Here is a 15973-nt window from a genome sequence, read left to right as displayed (position 1 = left end):
CCGCACGGCCGGTGCCGGGGCGGCGCGCAGGAGGCAGAATGTCGCCGTGTCCTCCGACCTGCTGGCGATGATCGCCGCCGAACGCCGCCGCATCGCCGACCTGCTCGACTCGCTGACCCCCGCCCAGCTGGACACGCCCAGCCTGTGCGGGGCCTGGACCGTGCGGGAGGTCGCCGGCCACCTGGTCTCGCCGCTGGTGGTCAGCCCGTGGCGGGTCCTGCCGCTCGTGCTGCGCTCCGGTTTCAACCTGCACGCGGCGAACGCGCGCCTGGCCAGCCAGGTGGCCCGCCGGCCGGCCGGCGAGCTGGCCGCGGCGCTGCGGACCCACGCCGAGCATCCGTTCCGGCCGCCCGTGGTCGGGTTCTTCGGCCAGCTCACCGACGTGCAGGTGCACGGGCAGGACATCCGCCGCCCGCTGGGCCTGCCCGCCGACCTGGACCCGCTGCGGCTGCGTACGTCGCTGGACTTCCTGACCGGCGGCCGGGCCGTCGGCTTCGTCGATCGCCGCCGGGTCGCCGGGCTGCGGTTCGAGGCCACCGACCTGGACTGGGCGGCGGGCGAGGGACCGGTGGTCCGGGGTACCGGTGAGGCGCTGCTGCTGACGCTGACCGGCCGACGGGTGGCCCTGCCCGAGCTCGACGGCGACGGGGCCGCGGTGCTGGCCGGGCGCTGGCCCGGCTGACCGGCGACGTCCGACGACCCGACACCCGTCTGGTCCGTTTTGCTCGAACCCAGCAGGGTACGACCCGGATGCCCGTTCATCGCCGCATCCCGGAGGTACCCGTCCAGATGAGTGCTCGCAAGCCCGCCAAGGCGGTCAAGGATGTGGTCGAGGCCGCCGCGGGGAAGGTCGCCGACGTCCTGACCCCCGACGCCCCCGGCGCGCCCGGCAGCGTCCCGCCCCCCGTCGCGGAGCCGACGACGCCGCACGGCCCGCTGCCACCGAAGGGGGAGCAGGGCGCTCCCGAGACCCGCAGCCCGACCGGTGCGCCGACCGGCGCGCCGACGACCGCGAACGGCCAGCAGGGCGCCTACCTCACCACCTCGCAGGGGGCGCGGCTGCGCGACACGGACCATTCGCTCAAGGCCGGGCCGCGCGGCCCGATCCTGCTGCAGGACCACCACTTCCGCGAGAAGATCACGCACTTCGACCACGAGCGCATCCCCGAGCGCGTCGTGCACGCCCGGGGGACGGGGGCGCACGGCGTCTTCGTCGGCTACGGCACCGCCGAACCGATCACGCGGGCGGGCTTCCTCGCCAAGGGCCGCGAGACCGAGGTCTTCGTGCGGTTCTCCACCGTGCTCGGCTCGCGCGGCTCGGCCGACACGGTCCGCGACACCCGGGGCTTCGCGACGAAGTTCTACACCGACGAGGGCACCTTCGACCTCGTCGCCAACAACATGCCGGTCTTCTTCATCCAGGATGCGATCAAGTTCCCCGACATCATCCACGCCGGCAAGCCGCACCCCGACCGGGAGATCCCGCAGGCGCAGAGCGCGCACGACACGTTCTGGGACTTCGTCTCCCTGCACACGGAGGCGCAGCACCACACGATGTGGAACATGTCCGACCGGGGGATCCCGCGCTCGTACCGGATGATGGAGGGCTTCGGCGTGCACACCTTCCGGCTGGTCAACGCCGCCGGGGAGACCGTGCTGGTCAAGTTCCACTGGAAGCCGCAGCTGGGCGTGCACTCCCTGACCTGGGAGGAGGCGCAGCTGCTCGGCGGCGTGGACCCGGACTTCCACCGTCGGGACCTCTACGACGCGATCGAGGCGGGGGCGTACCCCGAGTGGGAGCTGGGCGTGCAGGTCCTGCCCGACACGCCGGAGGAGACGTTCGCCGGGATCGACCTGCTGGACCCGACGAAGATCGTGCCGGAGGAGCTCGCGCCGGTGCAGCCGATCGGGCGGCTCACGCTCAACCGGACGCCGACGAACTTCTTCGCCGAGACCGAGCAGGTCGCCTTCCACGTCGGGCACCTGCCGCCGGGCATCGACGTCACCAACGACCCGCTGTTGCAGGGCCGGCTCTTCTCGTACGTCGACACGCAGCTCACCCGGCTCGGCGGGCCGAACTTCTCCCAGATCCCGGTCAACCGCCCGCACGCCCCGGTCAACGACATGCTCCGCGACGGCTTCCACCAGCAGGCGGTGCACGCGGGCGTCGCGCCGTACCGGCCGAACTCCCTCGACGGCGGCAACCCGTTCCCTGCCGGCGACGCCGAGGGCGCGTTCGTCGACGTGCCGGTGACGGTGGCGCAGGCGCCGAAGGTGCGCGCGAACCCGGCCTCGTTCGACGACCACTTCAGCCAGGCCCGCCTGTTCTGGCTGAGCATGGCGCCGGTGGAGCGGGAGCACATCGTCCGCGCCTACACGTTCGAGCTGGGCAAGTGCTACCACCAGGCGATCCGGGAACGTCAGCTCGCCTGCCTGGCGAACATCGACCCGGTGCTGTGCGCGCAGGTGGCCGCCGGGCTGGGCCTGCCCGCCCCGGAGCCGACCGTGCCGCTGGCCGACGTCGCGCCCAGCCCCGCGCTGTCGCAGGTCGGCCGCGAGTGGCCGGCGGACGGCCGCACGGTCGGGATCGTCGTCGACCCCGACGCCGGCCTCGACGGGGTCGGCCAGGTGCAGCGGGCCGTCTTCGCGGCCGGCATGGTGCCGCTGCTGATCGCCCCGCACGGCGGGACCGTGGGCGGGCTGCCGGTGCAGCGGACCTTCGCCACCGGCCGGTCGGTCGAGTTCGACGCGCTGCTGCTGGCCGGGGCGCCCGTGCCCGCGCCGGACGCGCTGCCGGCGCGCGACGAGAAGGCGGGCGCGCCGGGTCCGGCGGCCGTCGACCCGCGCGTGCTGCTGCTGGTGCAGGAGTGCTGGCGGCACGCGAAGGCGATCGGCGCGTGGGGTGCGGGCGTCGCCGTGCTGGAGCTGGCGGGGGTGGCCGGCACCCCGGGCGTGGTCGCGGGCGACTCCGGCGACGACGCCCTCGCGGCCGTGCAGCGGCTGCTGGCCGCGCACCGGGTGTGGGAACGGTTCCCGGTGTCGCTGCCCTGACCGTGCCGTCGGCCAGGGGTCGCCCTCCGCTGCGGCGGACGGGCGGCCCCTGGCCGTGCGGGCGGGAACCGGCCGGGACGTGCCGGTCAGGAGGTGCCGGACAGGGCGGCGACGAGCCCGAAGCCGCCGCAGCACAGCACGCCGACCACGGCCAGCGTGACGAGCAGGATGCTGTAGTTGGACCACATGCCGAAGCGCGTGACGTCGGTGCCGTGCCCGTCGTGGACCCGGTTGCGCCAGCCGCCGAAGCGGAACGACAGGTGGTGCGCGGCCCCGGGCTGCGCGACGAGCGTGGTGGTGATGACGGGGATTCCGATGAAGTCCGTGTACCGCACGTCGTGCGGCCCCGCCGGGACGGCCACGTGCCAGGTGCCCTCGCCGGGGATCGGCACCGTCCGGCCGTCGATCTTGAACTTGCTGGTGGCCGGGGCGGGGACGAGGTAGGGCCCCCGGTTGACCGAGACGACCAGCACGGCGTGGCCCGGGGGCGGCGGGATCGGTTGCGGGTAGGCGGTCAGCGGCGCGACCGCGCCGGGCCCGGGCGGGTACGACGGGTGAGGAGGATACGACACGGCCACATCCTGGCATGGCTGCGCATCCCGGGCCGGGCCGCAGGGGGTGTCGGCCGCGACGGGTGGTGTGACCGTCGCCGCAGTCCTTGACTCCGCACCGACGCCCGTAGCAGCATCGCAAGGCGAGACGCTGTCTCGAATTGTGGTGACCGTCGGGGAAGGGTCGATCGTGCGCCGCTGGCTGTCCCGGATCCCGCTCGACCCGTACATCCTGGCGCTGCTGGCGACCCTGGTGGTCGCCACCGTGCTGCCGGCCCGGGGCCGGTTCGCCGACGGCGCGTCCGTGGCCACCACCCTCGCCATCGGGCTGCTGTTCTTCCTCTACGGCGCCCGCATCTCGCCCGGCGAGGCGTGGGCCGGGGCCCGGCACTGGCGCCTGCACGTGCTGGTGCTGTCCAGCACGTTCGTGCTGTTCCCGCTGCTCGGGCTGGCCGCCCGGGTGCTGCAGCCCGCCGTGCTGACGCCGGAGCTCTACCAGGGGCTGCTGTTCCTGTGCGTGGTGCCGTCCACCGTGCAGTCGTCGATCGCGTTCACCTCGATGGCCGGCGGCAACGTGCCGGCCGCCATCTTCAGCGCCTCCTTCTCCAACGTGGCCGGCGTGCTGCTCACCCCCGTGCTGGCCGGCGTGGTGCTGGCCGGCACCGGCGCGGTGAGCTTCTCGGCGGGGTCGGTCCTGGAGATCGTGGCCCAGCTGCTGCTGCCGTTCGCCGCTGGGCAGGCCCTGCGGCCCTGGCTCGGCGGCTGGATGGGCCGGCACAAGCGGGTGCTCACCCTCGTCGACCGGGGGTCGATCCTGCTGGTCGTCTACACCGCGTTCAGCGCCGGGGTGGTCGCCGGGGTCTGGCAGCGCACCTCGCCGGGCCGGCTGCTGGCGCTGCTCGGGGTGCTGGCGGCGCTGCTGCTGGTGGTCCTGCTCGCCACGGCCGGGGCGGCGCGGCTGCTCGGCTTCACCCGGCCCGACCGGATCACCGCGATCTTCTGCGGGTCGAAGAAGAGCATGGCGACGGGGCTGCCGATGGCGGCGGTGCTGTTCAGCCCGCAGACCGTCGGCCTGGTGCTGCTGCCGCTGATGTTGTTCCACCAGCTCCAGCTGCTGGTCTGCGCCGAGCTGGCCCGCCGCTGGGCGGCGGGCGGGCCCGCCATCCGGGAGGACGCTCGGTGATCCCTTCCGATCCGATCGGTGATGTGTCATCTTCGATGGGTGCGGGTCGATAGGCGCGCTGGCAGAGGGGGCCACGTCCCCGCAGGGGGGCGGGGGGCGATAGCGCGGTGCCGCTGACCGACGACGGGCGGTCGGCCGCGCGCCGAGCCCGACCCCGCACCGGGCTGACCGTCGGCCTGCTGGTCGTCGCGCTGCTGGCCCTGTTCGGGGGCGTCGCGTACGCCGCCCTGCTGCACGTCCAGCAGGCGAAGATCCGCCACGAGCTCGACTGGGCGGTGCTGCACGGCCGCCCGGCCGACCCGTCCGGCTGCACCTGGATCTTCGGCGGCGCGAGCGACACGGGGCACGCGGGCGCGCCCCCGGCCGGCTTCCCGCGGCACGAGGCGATCCACGCCGTGGCCCGCACCGGCCGGCCACAGGTCGGCGAGGTGGCCCGCAACGGCACCGTCTACCACGTGCGGACGCAGCTACGCGGCGACGAGGTCGTCCAGGTGGTCTTCGACGCCCGGTTCCAGCTCGCCGAGCGGCGCTACCTGCTCTGGGGGGTGTCGCTCGCGGCGGCGGCGGTGCTGGTCGCGGCGACCGTGACCGACCTGCGGTTGCGCCGCGCGGCGGTGCTGCCGCTGGCCGAGGCGCTCGACCGGCAGCGGCGCTTCGTCGCCGACGCCAGCCACGAGCTGCGCGCCCCGATCACCCGGGTGCACACGGCGGCACAGTTGCTGGCGCGGCGCGCGGCGCACTCCGGCCACGACGCGGACCGGGCGGACCTGGACCGGCTGCTGGACACCACCCGACGGCTGGGGGAGATCGTCGACGAGCTGCTGCTGTCGGCCCGGCTGGCCGACACGACGTCGGTGGCCCGGCCGCCCGCCACGGTCGACCTCGCCGCGCTCGTCGCCGAGGCGGTCGAGGCGGACGCGCCCCGCGCCGCCGAGCACGGGGTGACGCTCGCCGTCGCCGGCGCGGACGCCCCGGTGCCGGTGCACGGCGTCGGGCCGGCCCTGCGCCGGGTGGTGGCGGAGCTGCTGGCCAACGCGCTGAACCACACCCCGTCCGGCGGCCGCGTCGAGGTGCGGCTGCGCCCGGCGACGCCGGGCCACGTCGAGCTGGTGGTCACCGACTCCGGCCGGGGCTTCGACCCCCGGCACGCCGACCGGATCTTCGACCGGTTCCACCGGGGCCCCGGCTCCGGCGACCGCCGGGTCGGGCTCGGGCTGGCCCTGATCCGCGAGGTGGTCACCGCGCACGGCGGCACGATCAGCGCCGCCGGCCGGCCGGGGGCCGGGGCCGCCTTCACCGTACGGCTGCCGGTGCGTGACGGGACGCGGCCCGGCGCGACACCCCCGGACGGCGACGCCACCGGGTCCCGGTGGCCCTTCTGCTGGCGCGTCGGCCGCGACCGGGCAGGCCAGGAGCGCGAGCTGACCGGGTCCTGACCGGGTCCCGACCAGCGGAGAATTCCGCGGGTCAACCTTCTCAGCATTCGGTGGGACCATAAACAAATGGACGACCCGCCGGCCCCGGCGCACGGACCGCTGCTCCTCGTCGAGGACGACGCGGAGCTCGCCGACATGCTGGTCGAGCTGTTCAGCGGGGACGGCTACCGCATCGACCTGGCCCGGGACGGGCAGCGGGGCCTGCACCTGGCCCTGCGCGGCCGCTACCAGGTGATCATGCTCGACCGGCGGCTGCCCGCCATCGACGGCGTCGACCTGCTCATCCGGCTGCGGCGCTGCGCGGTCGCCGCCCGCGTGCTCATGCTCAGCGCCCTGGCCGACCCCACCGAGCGGATCCGGGGCCTGGACGCCGGGGCCGACGACTACCTGCCGAAGCCCTTCGAGGTGGCGGAGCTGATGGCCCGGGTCCGGGCGCTGACCCGCCGCCGCTTCGACGGGGCGGAGCTGATCCCCATCGGGGCCGGGCAGCTCGACCTGGCCCAACGCGGGGTCCGGCTGCCCGACGGCCGGGAGGTGACGCTCAGCGGGCGGGAGTTCGAGCTGATCCGGCTGCTCGCCACCCAGCCCCGCATGGTGCACAGCCGCAGCCAGCTGCGGGGGCGGGTCTTCGGCGCCGACCGCACCGAGGCGGTGGTCGACACGTACGTGCACTACCTGCGGCGCAAGCTCGGCGACGGGGTGGTCCGCACCGTGCACGGCCTCGGCTACCAGATCGGCGCACTCTGAGCCGGCCGCCCGGGACCGGTGCGGTCCCGGGCGGCCGGGCGGCCCGTCCGTCAGGAGTCCCAGATCGCGCCGTACGCGGGGACGCCGCGTTCCTCCATGCCCCGCACCACCTGCCAGGTCAGCGGGCGGTTCGAGATGCAGATGACCGCCTCGGCGTCGAACTGGCGGTACGCCTGCCAGGCCAGCCGCAGCATGTCGGGCTTGCCGTCGCGGGCGGTGTCCCACAGCAGCGCGTCGGGCTGGTGGGCGAGGATCTCGTCGACCAGCGCGTCGCCGAAGGTCTCCCGGTGCCGACGGGCCACCCAGACGAGGCGGGCCGGCACCTGCTCGGCCAGCAGGTGCGGCAGCACCGGGCCGATGCCGCTGCCGGTGGCCACGTAGACCACCCGCCGGAACAGGGTCTCGACGTTGGCGACCCCGGCGGTGCTGATCCCCTTCACCCAGACCCGCTGCGGCGCGTCGTCGATGAACCGTCCGGTCCAGTCGCCGGCGCGGGAGACGGTCAGCCGGAAGCCGCTGCGCCCCGGCGCGGGCACATTGGCGAAGGAGTGCCACTCCCACAGCGGCCGGCGGCTGATCGCGGTGGACGAGCCGGGGAACGGGGTCACCCCGTGGTCGAAGTGGACCAGCGCCACGTGCGACGAGGGGCGCTCGACCACGACCGGCACCCGGCGCAGCCGCAGCCAGGGCAGGGCGATGCTGGCGGTCAGCACGGCGAGCACCCAGCCCTGCGGGGAGGCGGCGAGGGCGACCGGCCCGCCGGCCAGGAGGCCGGCCTGCGCCCACAGCAGCAGCAGCGCCGCCCAGCCGCCGAGGCGGTGGGTGCGTTCGAACAGGTCGTGCCGGCGGGACCGCACCGGCGGCAGGGCGGTGCCGACGACCGCCAGCAGCAGGCCGGCGGTGGCGTACCCGGTGACCAGGGCCCCCGCCCCGCCCGGCCCGTGCCCGCCGGCGGCGGTCAGCGCGCCGAGCTGCCCGAGGTACCAGGCGGTGCCGGCGAGCGCCCCGCCGACGTGCAGCCCGCCGAAGTGGTAGACCTTGCCCAGGGTCCAGCGGATCCGCAGGGGCCACCGGGTCGGCGCGCGGGTGGCCAGCCAGAAGAGCAGGTTGATCACGTACTGCTGGCGCACCAGGACCGCCAGCGCGACGTTGGCCAGCGCGGCGGCGCCCAGGGCCTCGGCCGCGCCGGGCCCGCGCCACCAGTCGGCGGCCAGGCCGTACGCCAGCAGCGCGGCGTTGGCCGCGAGCACCGCCGCGACCAGGCGGTGGTGGTGCATGAACCGGGGGTGGGCGAGGATCCGGCGCAGCGTCGACACCGGGGGTGGCGGCGCGTCGCCGGGCGGGCCGGCCGCGTCGGTACGCGGGGGAGCGGGCGGGGCCGGCTGCGGCCGGACGGGGGTGGTGGTCACGCCGCCGCCTCCTCGATGTGCGCCCACTGCCAGCGCAGGTCGAGGGCGAGCCGGCGCAGCGCGTCCCGGTCGACCTTGCCCCGCCCGGTCATCGGCAGCTCCGGCAGCGGGTGCACGGCCGCCGGCACGCAGTAGTAGGCCAGTGCGGCGGCCACCGCGTCCCGGCACCGCTGCGGGTCCAGCTCGGCCGGGGCGACGAAGGAGACCAGGTCACGGTCGGTCAGCTTGAGCGTGACCGCCGCCCGGCAGCCCGGCACCGCCTCCAGCACGGTCGAGACCGCGTCCAACTCGACCCGGAAGCCCCGGACCTTCACCTGGTCGTCGGTGCGGCCCAGGTGCTCCAACTCCCCGTCGGCGCTCCAGCGGCCCCGGTCGCGGGTGCGGAACATCAGCCGGCCGCCGCCGAGGAACGGGTCCGGGGCGTACCGCTCGGCGTTGAGCGCGTCGTTGTCGAGGTAGCCGGCGGAGACGCAGCCGCCGCCGGCCCACATCTCGCCGACCTCGCCGATGCGGCACGGCCGCCCGTCGGCGTCGAGGACGTAGACGGTGTTGTTCGGCGTCGGCCGGCCGATGGTGAGCGGTCCGCCGGGCCGGTGCCGGTGCATGGTGTTGACGATGGTGGTCTCGGTCGGCCCGCAGCAGTTGTAGAAGGCGCGGCCGGCGGCCCAGCGGTCGGCCAGCGGGCGCGGGCAGGGCTCGCCCGCCACGGCGACCGTCCGCACCCCGGCGCACCGGTCCGGGTCGATGCGCCCGAGCACCGACGGGGTGGCGACCACCACGTCGGCGCGGGCGGCGGTGGCGGTGAGGTCGCGGTCGCGCACGAGCAGGGTGCCGCCGTTGGCGAGGCAGCCGAGGATCTCCCAGGCGGCCATGTCGAAGGCGACGTTGAGCAGCTGGGCCACCCGCCGGCCCGGCCGGATCCCCAGGTTTCCCGGCGCGGTGAGCAGGAGGTTGGCCACGTTGCCGTGGGTGACGGTGACCCCGTTCGGCGTGCCGGTGGTGCCGGAGGTGAACAGGACGTAGCAGCCGTCGTCGGCGGTCACCGGGCGGTCGGTGCCGGGGGCGGTCAGGTGCCGGCCGGGCGGCAGCGGCTGCGCCATCAGCTCGTCGACGGCGAGCCGCGTCACGCCGGGCAGCGCCGGCACCGTGTCCAGGGCGCCGGCCGTGGTCAGCACCACCCGGCACCGGGCGGTCGTCGCGACCTGCCGCAGCTGCCGGTGCGGGGTGATCCGGACGTCCTGCGGGACGTAGGCCGCCCCGGCCTTCAGCGTCGCCAGGATCCCCACCAGCATCGGCAGCGAGCGGCTGGCGAAGACGCCCACGGCGTCCCCGGCCCGTACGCCGAGGTCGGCGAGCCGGGCCGCGAGCCGGTTGGCCTGGCGGTCCAGCTCGCGGTAGCCGATCGTCTCGCCGAGGTGCTCGGCGGCGACGGCGTCGGGCGTGGCGGCGGCCCAGCGTTCGAACGCCTGGTGGATGCGCAGGTCGGGCACGGTCACCTCGGGTCCCCGGCCGAACCGGTGGAACAGCCGGCGCTCGCGCGGTGGAAGGTGGTCCAGCAGGGGGCCTCGCCAGTCGTCCGGACCGGCGGGGAGGGCGCTGACCGGGCGGGGCGTCGCGCCGTGGATCGTGTCGGACTGTCGTACGGGCATGGTCGCTCCTCGTCTGACCGGCCGCCCTGCGCGGCGATCAGCATCGATGCTCGACAATTCGTTTGGGAAATGTCTTAGATTCCGCGGGGGCGCCCCTGGCCTGCTTGTCAGATTGCGAGACGCCGTCTCTCTTGACGTCGCGCTGGGGCTGCCCTAGCCTGGGGCGACACCGTCAGCCGCAGGAGACGCCATGATCCGAGTTCCGCAAGGCGCTGGATTGTTGGTGCGCGGTTACGAGGAGCCGCTGCGGGTACACCCGCCGCGAGAGGGCATGCGCCCCGGGACCGCCGCCGGGGATCCGCAGACCCCCTTCTGACGGGCCGCCCCGCCGCCGTGAACGGCGGCGAGGCCGCCCCTGTCGTCGATCGCCCGGCCCGTGGCAACGCCCGCGCCGGGGCACCGATCCGTACCCGTCAGAACCGACCCTCGGAGCGCATCATCATGACCACCGCAATCGACCTCGCCCCCATCTCCGGCCCGTCCGCCTGGCGCGGCGACGAGCTGCGTACCTCGACCGAGTGGGTCTACCAGCTCAGTGACGCCGAGCGTGCCGAGCTGGAGACCGTCGGCCGCCGCTTCGTGGCCGACAACCCCGACCTGCGTACCGTGACCGCCGCCGACTACCCGCTGCCGGCCTGCGCCGGCCTCAACGAGGAGTGCGCCCGCCAGCTCGACTCCGGGCGCGGCTTCATCCTGGTCCGGGGCCTGCGCACGGAGGAGTACGGCGACACCCTCGCCGGCGCCATCTTCTTCCTGATGGGGCTGCACCTCGGCGTGCCGATGGGGCAGAACCAGATGGGCGACGTGCTCGACCACGTCATCGCCACCTCCAACAAGACCCTCGACGACCCGTCGGCGCTGCCGTCGCGGGTGCGGGACCGGCTGCCGTTCCACTCCGACAGCTCCGACGTCGTCGCGCTGATGTGCCTGCGGGCGGCCAAGGCCGGCGGGGCGAGCAGCCTGGTCAGCGGCACCACCATCTACAACGAGATCCTGCGTCGCCGGCCGGACCTCGCGCCGCTGCTGTTCGAGTCGTGGCACTGGGACTGGCACCGGCAGGACCCGGACGCCCCGGCCCGCACCTACACCTCGCCCATCTGCAGCTACGTCGACGGCATCTTCAGCACGTACGCCGGCAGCTCGATGATCTTCTCCGCGCAGGACTACCCGGAGGTGCCCCGGCTCACCGAGGCGCAGATCGAGCTGCTGCACCTCTACGACGAGGTGTCCCAGGCCCCCGGCCTGGCCCTGGACATGGACTTCCAGCCCGGGGACGTGCAGTGGCTGCTCAACTACGCCGCCCTGCACTCGCGCACCGGCTACGTCGACTTCCCCGAGCCGGAGCGCCGCCGCCACCTGCTGCGGCTGTGGCTCAAGCGCGACGTCGGCCGGCCGCTGGTCGCCGGGTTCGGCAAGCACGTGGTGACCGAGCGCGGCAGCGAGATCGCGCCGGGCGGCCGGTTCCGCATCGCCGAGGCGGTCGAGCCCAACTTCGAGTGGGGCAACTGACCCGCCGGCCCCTCGTCAGGACGGCCCGCAGCGCCCCAGAGTCGTGGCGCGGCGGGCCGTCCGCGTCGTGACCGCCCGTCGCCCTCACGCGGGCTGCGCCTGGCGGGCGCGGCCCGCGTCCCGGTCGGCCCCCCGGTCGGGACGCCGGCGCGCGGCGAACCAGAGCAGCCACCCCATGAGGACGACCTCGCCGACGAACGTGACGGCGGCGACCTGCACCGGGTACGCGGCCGGCACCAGCGCGCCGATCGAGTCGGCGAGGTAGCCCGCCCCGGCGACCGCCACGAGCGCCGCCACCCAGGCCGGCACGGCGGCCGACCGCCAGGCCAGCCACCCGACCAGCAGCAGGTGGACGCCGAACAGGATCAGGCCCACGTTCCAGACCTCCTCGAAGTCGGCGATCCGCGCGCGGATGCCGGCGTCGATCCGGTCGGTGCCGCCGTCGCGCAGGAGGCCGGCGGCGGCGACCAGGTGCGTGATCGCCACGGCGAGGACGACCGCGTACCCGGTGCGGCACCAGGCGGCGAGCAGCGCGACGGCGCGGCCGGCGTCGGCGAGGAACGCGCGCAGCGCCCAGGCGACCAGCACGTCGAGGCAGGCCACCGCGAGCAGGGCGACGACGGCCAGGACGAGGGCCCGCTGGTGCGACAGCGGTAGGCCGCTGGTCCCGGCAGCGTCGGCGGCGGCCAGCCGTTGCACGATGCCGAAGTTGGCCAGCCCGGCGAGCACCGCCATCAGCAGCAGGCCGACCCGGCCGCCCGCGCGGCGCGCCACACCCGGGTGTCGCCGGCCCCGGCGGCGCTCGACGCCACGTCGCCGGTGGGGCCGGGCCGCCCGCCGGTGGCCGGGGCGAAGCCGCGGGCCAGCAGGAGCGCGCCGAACACGAGCTCGAACAGCCCGCCCGGTGCCGCCAGCACGAGCCCGACCCGGATCCCCGCCAGCTCGGCCGCCGCGCCGGCCGCCAGCAGCGCGTACCCGGCGACTCCCCAGCCCGCGAGCCAGCCCGGCAGCCAGCGCTGCCGGGCCAGGGCCAGGCAGAACGGCACGCTGCCCAGGCCCAGGGACAGCATGGCCGCCTGGTAGGCGATGTCGGCGGCCGCGGCCCCGGCGGAGTCCCGCAGGACGAGCCCGGCGGCGAGCAGGAACGCCTCCGCGCCGCGCCCGACGAGGTAGCCCCAGGCGGCTCCGGGGTGGGCGGGGCGCAGCGTCCGGAAGGCCAGCGCGCCGATGGCGGCGACCAGGGCGGAGTTGAGCGCCACGAGCGCCGCCCCGGCGGGCTGCCCGGGCAGGGCGCTGCCGACGCCGTAGGCGACGAACGCCAGCAGGAAGAACGCGCCGGCGCAGCGGCCGGCCACACGGAGGGACATCGAGCCTCCCAGGCTCTCGTACTAAGTACGTGGTACTAAGTACGATAGGCTCGGCAGGCAAGCGCGGTCAACGCGGTGTCGGGCGGAGGGGGCCGGGCGGTGGGCGGAGCGGGGCGGCAGCTCAGCCGCGAGCGGGTGCTGCGGGCGGCCGTCGGGATCGCCGACGCGCACGGCCTGGCGGCGTTGACCATGCGGTCGCTGGCCGCCGAGCTGGACACCAGGCCGATGTCGCTCTACCACTACATCCGCAACAAGGAGGAGCTCCTCGACGCGCTCGTCGACGGCGTCTTCGCGGAGATCGACCTGCCCGGGGCGGGCGGCGACTGGCGGGCCGAGGTGCGCCGGCGGTGCCTCTCGGCCCGTGCGGTCCTCGCCCGGCACCCCTGGGCGCTGGCGCTGGTCGAGACCCGGACCAGCCCCGGGCCGGCGACCCTGCGCCACCACGACGCCATGCTCGGCGTGCTGCGGGCCGGGGGCTTCTCGCTGCCGATGACGGCCCACGCGTACGCGATCGTCGACGCGTACGTCTTCGGCTTCGTGTTGCAGGAGGCGTCGCTGCCGTTCGACGGCGGCGACGCCGCCACCGAGGTCGCGGAGTCGATCATGGAGGGGTTCGCGGCGGGCGACTACCCGCACCTGGTCGAGTTCGCGACGCAGCACGTCCGGCAGCCCGGCTACGACTTCGGCGGGCAGTTCGAGTTCGGCCTCGACCTGATCCTCGACGCGCTGGCGGCCCGCAACGGCCCCGCGGGCCCGTAGCCCCATCACGCCGAACGGGCCGGCCCCGGTGCGAGGGCCGGCCCGCTCAGCAGGCGGGTGCTAGAGGTCCAGCACCAGTCGTTCGGAGCAGCTGCGGCCCACGCAGATCATCATGCTGCGTCCGGCCGCGCGCTCGGCTTCGGTGAGCAGCGAGTCGCGGTGCTCCGGCGTGCCGGCCAGCACCCGCGTCTCGCACGCGCCGCAGTAGCCCTTCTCGCAGTCGTACGTCAGGCCGGGCACCGTCTCGCGCAGCACGTCGATCATCCGGCGGTCCCTCGGCACCCGCACGGTCGCCCCGGTGCGGGCGAGGTGCACCTCGAACTCGGTGTTGGCCGCCGGGTCGAAGGCGACCTCCAGGTCGTCGCCGGCGGTGAACCGCTCGACGTGCAGCTGGCCCGACCGGCCCGCCTCGGCGCAGGTCCGCTCCAGCGCGCCGATCATGGCGGTGGGCCCGCAGCAGTAGATGGCGGTGTCCGGGCCGGCGGACGCGACGAGCGCCGCCAGGTCGGGCAGGCCGGCCTCGTCCTGCGGCAGCAGGGTGGCCCGGTCCCCGGCGAGCGCCACGACCTCGTCGGCGAAGGCCATCGAGGCGCGGGTGCGCCCGCCGTACACCAGCCGGAACGGCACGCCCCGGCGGTGTGCCTCGCGGGCCATCGCCAGGATCGGGGTGATGCCGATGCCGCCGGCGAGGAACAGGTAGCCGGGGGCGTCGACGAGCGGGAAGTGGTTGCGCGGGCCGCGCACGGACAGGGTCGCCCCGGCGCGGGCCACCGCGTGCAGCTCCACCGAGCCGCCCCGGCCGCCGGCCTCGCGCAGGGCGGCGATGCGGTAGTGGTGGGCGTCGTCCGGGTCGCCGCACAGGGAATACTGCCGGACCCGGCCCGACGGCAGCCGCACCTCCAGGTGCGCCCCGGGCGCCCAGGGCGGCAGCGGCGCGCCGGCGGCGTCGGCGAGGCGTACCTCCAGCACGTCGTCGGCGGCGACGGCCGCGACCTCCACGCGCAGGTCCCGGTCGAGGGTCGGGCCCGCGGCCGGGCGTGCGCCCGGGGTGTCGGCGGCGCGGGGGCCGGGGGTGAACACGGCGGGTACGGCGTCCCAGCCGGTCTGGTTGCCCCGGGTCGGGTAGGTGACCAGGCCCTCCTCGACGACCCGGTAGTCGGGCAGCCGGGTGAGCACCTGCGTGATCATCTCGCGGAACATGAGGCGGGCCAGGTGGGCGCCGGCGCAGCGGTGGCTGCCGATGCCGAAGCTGAGGTGCCGGGTGGCGTCGCGGTCGAGCCGGATCTGCTCGGGCTCGGGGAACACCGCCGGGTCGTGGTTGGCGGCGACCCAGGGGATCAGCACCCGCTCGCCGGCGGTGACCGGGCAGCCGCCCACCTCGGCGTCGGCGCGGGCGGTGCGGGCCATCGACTGCGACGGGGCGAACGCCCGCAGGAACTCCTCGGTGGCGTTGTGCAGCAGGTCGGGGGAGTCGATCAGCCGCTGCCGGTCCTCCGGGTGGCGGCTCAGGTGCACCAGCGTGGACCCGGTCAGCGACGTGGTGGTGTCGACCCCGCCGGCGATCAGCAGCCCGATGACGGAGACCAGTTCGTCGGCGTCGAACAGCTCGCCGTCGGGGCGGCGCTGGGTGGCCAGGTAGCTCACGGCGTCGCCGGTCGGCTGCGCGCGGCGCTCGACGATCAGCTCGCGGATGCGCTGGTCGAGGTACGCCAGGCCGGCGGCCCCGCGCGCGGCGCGTTCGCTGCCGGGCAGTGCGGCGAAGATGTCGTGGATGGGGCCGGCCAGCTTGGCCCAGTCGGCCTCCGGGAAGCCCAGCCAGTCGAGGGTGACGGCGGCCGGCAGCGGGTTGGTCAGGTCGCGGACGAAGTCGACCGAGCCTTCGGTGATGAAGGCGTCGATCACGCGGGTGGTGTGCCGGGCGATCATGGGGGCCAGCGTGGCCACCGCGTCCTGGGTGAGCAGCGGGTTGATCAGGTCGCGGTACTCCGTGGCGGCCGGCGGGTCCAGCTCGATCGGGTACTGCTCCAGGCCGGGGCCCCGGGGGATGACGATGGCGGTGCCGTCGCCCCCGGCGACGGACCGGGCGGAGGAGAAGGCGTCGTCGTCGCGGGCGATGCGGACCACGTCGGCGTACCGGGTGGTGTAGACAAAGCCGCCGTGCGCGGTGGTGCGCCCGACCGGGCAGGTCTGCCGGTACGCCTCGTAGTAGCCCACGGGGTCGGCGTTGCACTCGGCCGAGTGGTGGTCGAAGGGGGCGGCCGGTGTGGTCAGCTGGTGTTCGGTCATGGGGACGAGCTCCACGGGTGCGGGAC

13 protein-coding genes are annotated in these 15973 nt (G+C 75.4%); 7 read left to right on the top strand and 6 right to left on the bottom strand.

All coding sequences use genetic code 11. The features are described from left to right. The first annotated feature begins 46 nt into the window (after positions 1-46). Positions 47-682 carry a maleylpyruvate isomerase family mycothiol-dependent enzyme gene (locus tag ACVMYR_RS20330; RefSeq protein WP_198956537.1) on the top strand — a complete coding sequence of 212 codons (636 nt, stop codon included), beginning with the start codon at positions 47-49 and terminating at the stop codon, positions 680-682. A gap of 107 nt (positions 683-789) precedes the next feature. After that, positions 790-3051, top strand: coding sequence for a catalase (locus ACVMYR_RS20325; protein ID WP_457122433.1), 2262 nt, complete (start codon positions 790-792; stop codon positions 3049-3051). Between the two features lie 86 nt (positions 3052-3137). Here the strand turns inward: ACVMYR_RS20325 and ACVMYR_RS20320 are convergent, their stop codons facing one another. Continuing rightward, the gene (locus ACVMYR_RS20320; protein WP_396790171.1) at positions 3138-3623 is read right to left on the bottom strand and encodes a hypothetical protein; all 486 of its coding nucleotides are present in this window, start codon (positions 3621-3623) and stop codon (positions 3138-3140) included. A gap of 145 nt (positions 3624-3768) precedes the next feature. Between ACVMYR_RS20320 and ACVMYR_RS20315 the strand changes: the two genes are divergently transcribed. The 3 genes from ACVMYR_RS20315 to ACVMYR_RS20305 all read left to right on the top strand — a co-directional run bounded on the left by ACVMYR_RS20315 (position 3769) and on the right by ACVMYR_RS20305 (position 6968). Continuing rightward, positions 3769-4785: a bile acid:sodium symporter family protein gene (locus ACVMYR_RS20315; RefSeq protein ID WP_228986513.1), complete on the top strand. Its 1017-nt coding sequence runs from the start codon at positions 3769-3771 to the stop codon at positions 4783-4785. Positions 4786-4892: 107 nt separating this feature from the next. After that, positions 4893-6221 (top strand): sensor histidine kinase, encoded by a 1329-nt coding sequence (locus tag ACVMYR_RS20310; RefSeq protein WP_457122432.1) that lies wholly within the window; start codon positions 4893-4895, stop codon positions 6219-6221. A 66-nt stretch (positions 6222-6287) separates the two neighbouring features. Beyond that, a complete protein-coding gene (locus ACVMYR_RS20305) occupies positions 6288-6968 on the top strand; it encodes a response regulator transcription factor (protein ID WP_091282259.1) in 681 nt (226 codons plus the stop codon). A 50-nt stretch (positions 6969-7018) separates the two neighbouring features. On the opposite strand, the gene ACVMYR_RS20300 is transcribed toward ACVMYR_RS20305, so the two are convergent. Both ACVMYR_RS20300 and ACVMYR_RS20295 read right to left on the bottom strand, forming a co-directional pair. Further along, entirely contained in the window at positions 7019-8377 is a 1359-nt protein-coding gene (locus ACVMYR_RS20300) for a hypothetical protein (RefSeq protein WP_457122431.1), read from the bottom strand. Next, positions 8374-10026 carry an amino acid adenylation domain-containing protein gene (locus tag ACVMYR_RS20295; RefSeq protein ID WP_457122430.1) on the bottom strand — a complete coding sequence of 551 codons (1653 nt, stop codon included), beginning with the start codon at positions 10024-10026 and terminating at the stop codon, positions 8374-8376. Before ACVMYR_RS20295 ends, ACVMYR_RS20300 begins: the two co-directional genes overlap by 4 nt. Before the next feature lie 441 nt (positions 10027-10467). Here ACVMYR_RS20295 and ACVMYR_RS20290 point away from each other — a divergent pair, with 441 nt between their 5' ends. Beyond that, positions 10468-11535 carry a TauD/TfdA family dioxygenase gene (locus ACVMYR_RS20290; RefSeq protein ID WP_353898434.1) on the top strand — a complete coding sequence of 356 codons (1068 nt, stop codon included), beginning with the start codon at positions 10468-10470 and terminating at the stop codon, positions 11533-11535. A gap of 84 nt (positions 11536-11619) precedes the next feature. Here ACVMYR_RS20290 and ACVMYR_RS20285 read toward each other — a convergent pair whose 3' ends face one another. Further along, positions 11620-12309: a DUF4386 domain-containing protein gene (locus ACVMYR_RS20285; RefSeq protein WP_431891943.1), complete on the bottom strand. Its 690-nt coding sequence runs from the start codon at positions 12307-12309 to the stop codon at positions 11620-11622. Beyond that, positions 12270-12902: a DUF4386 family protein gene (locus ACVMYR_RS20280; protein ID WP_431891940.1), complete on the bottom strand. Its 633-nt coding sequence runs from the start codon at positions 12900-12902 to the stop codon at positions 12270-12272. The genes ACVMYR_RS20285 and ACVMYR_RS20280 overlap by 40 nt, the downstream gene beginning before the upstream one ends. A 99-nt stretch (positions 12903-13001) precedes the next feature. Here ACVMYR_RS20280 and ACVMYR_RS20275 point away from each other — a divergent pair, with 99 nt between their 5' ends. After that, positions 13002-13661, top strand: coding sequence for a TetR/AcrR family transcriptional regulator (locus ACVMYR_RS20275; RefSeq protein ID WP_396790159.1), 660 nt, complete (start codon positions 13002-13004; stop codon positions 13659-13661). A 60-nt stretch (positions 13662-13721) separates the two neighbouring features. On the opposite strand, the gene ACVMYR_RS20270 is transcribed toward ACVMYR_RS20275, so the two are convergent. After that, complete coding sequence (locus ACVMYR_RS20270) at positions 13722-15947, bottom strand: cytochrome P450/oxidoreductase (RefSeq protein ID WP_431891936.1); 2226 nt, start codon at positions 15945-15947, stop codon at positions 13722-13724. Between the last annotated feature and the right edge of the window lie 26 nt (positions 15948-15973).

The sequence above is a fragment of the Micromonospora sp. PTRAS2 genome (assembly GCF_054052245.1).
This window is presented reverse-complemented; position numbering and strand designations above follow the sequence as displayed.

Bases quoted from the DNA above. Each gene is read 5' to 3' on its own strand.
- ACVMYR_RS20305 (WP_091282259.1), top strand. From the start codon at position 6,288: ATGGACGACCCGCCGGCCCCGGCGCACGGACCGCTGCTCCTCGTCGAG.
- ACVMYR_RS20325 (WP_457122433.1), top strand. From the start codon at position 790: ATGAGTGCTCGCAAGCCCGCCAAGGCGGTCAAGGATGTGGTCGAGGCC.
- ACVMYR_RS20290 (WP_353898434.1), top strand. From the start codon at position 10,468: ATGACCACCGCAATCGACCTCGCCCCCATCTCCGGCCCGTCCGCCTGG.
- ACVMYR_RS20270 (WP_431891936.1), bottom strand. From the start codon at position 15,947: ATGACCGAACACCAGCTGACCACACCGGCCGCCCCCTTCGACCACCAC.
- ACVMYR_RS20280 (WP_431891940.1), bottom strand. From the start codon at position 12,902: ATGTCCCTCCGTGTGGCCGGCCGCTGCGCCGGCGCGTTCTTCCTGCTG.
- ACVMYR_RS20295 (WP_457122430.1), bottom strand. From the start codon at position 10,026: ATGCCCGTACGACAGTCCGACACGATCCACGGCGCGACGCCCCGCCCG.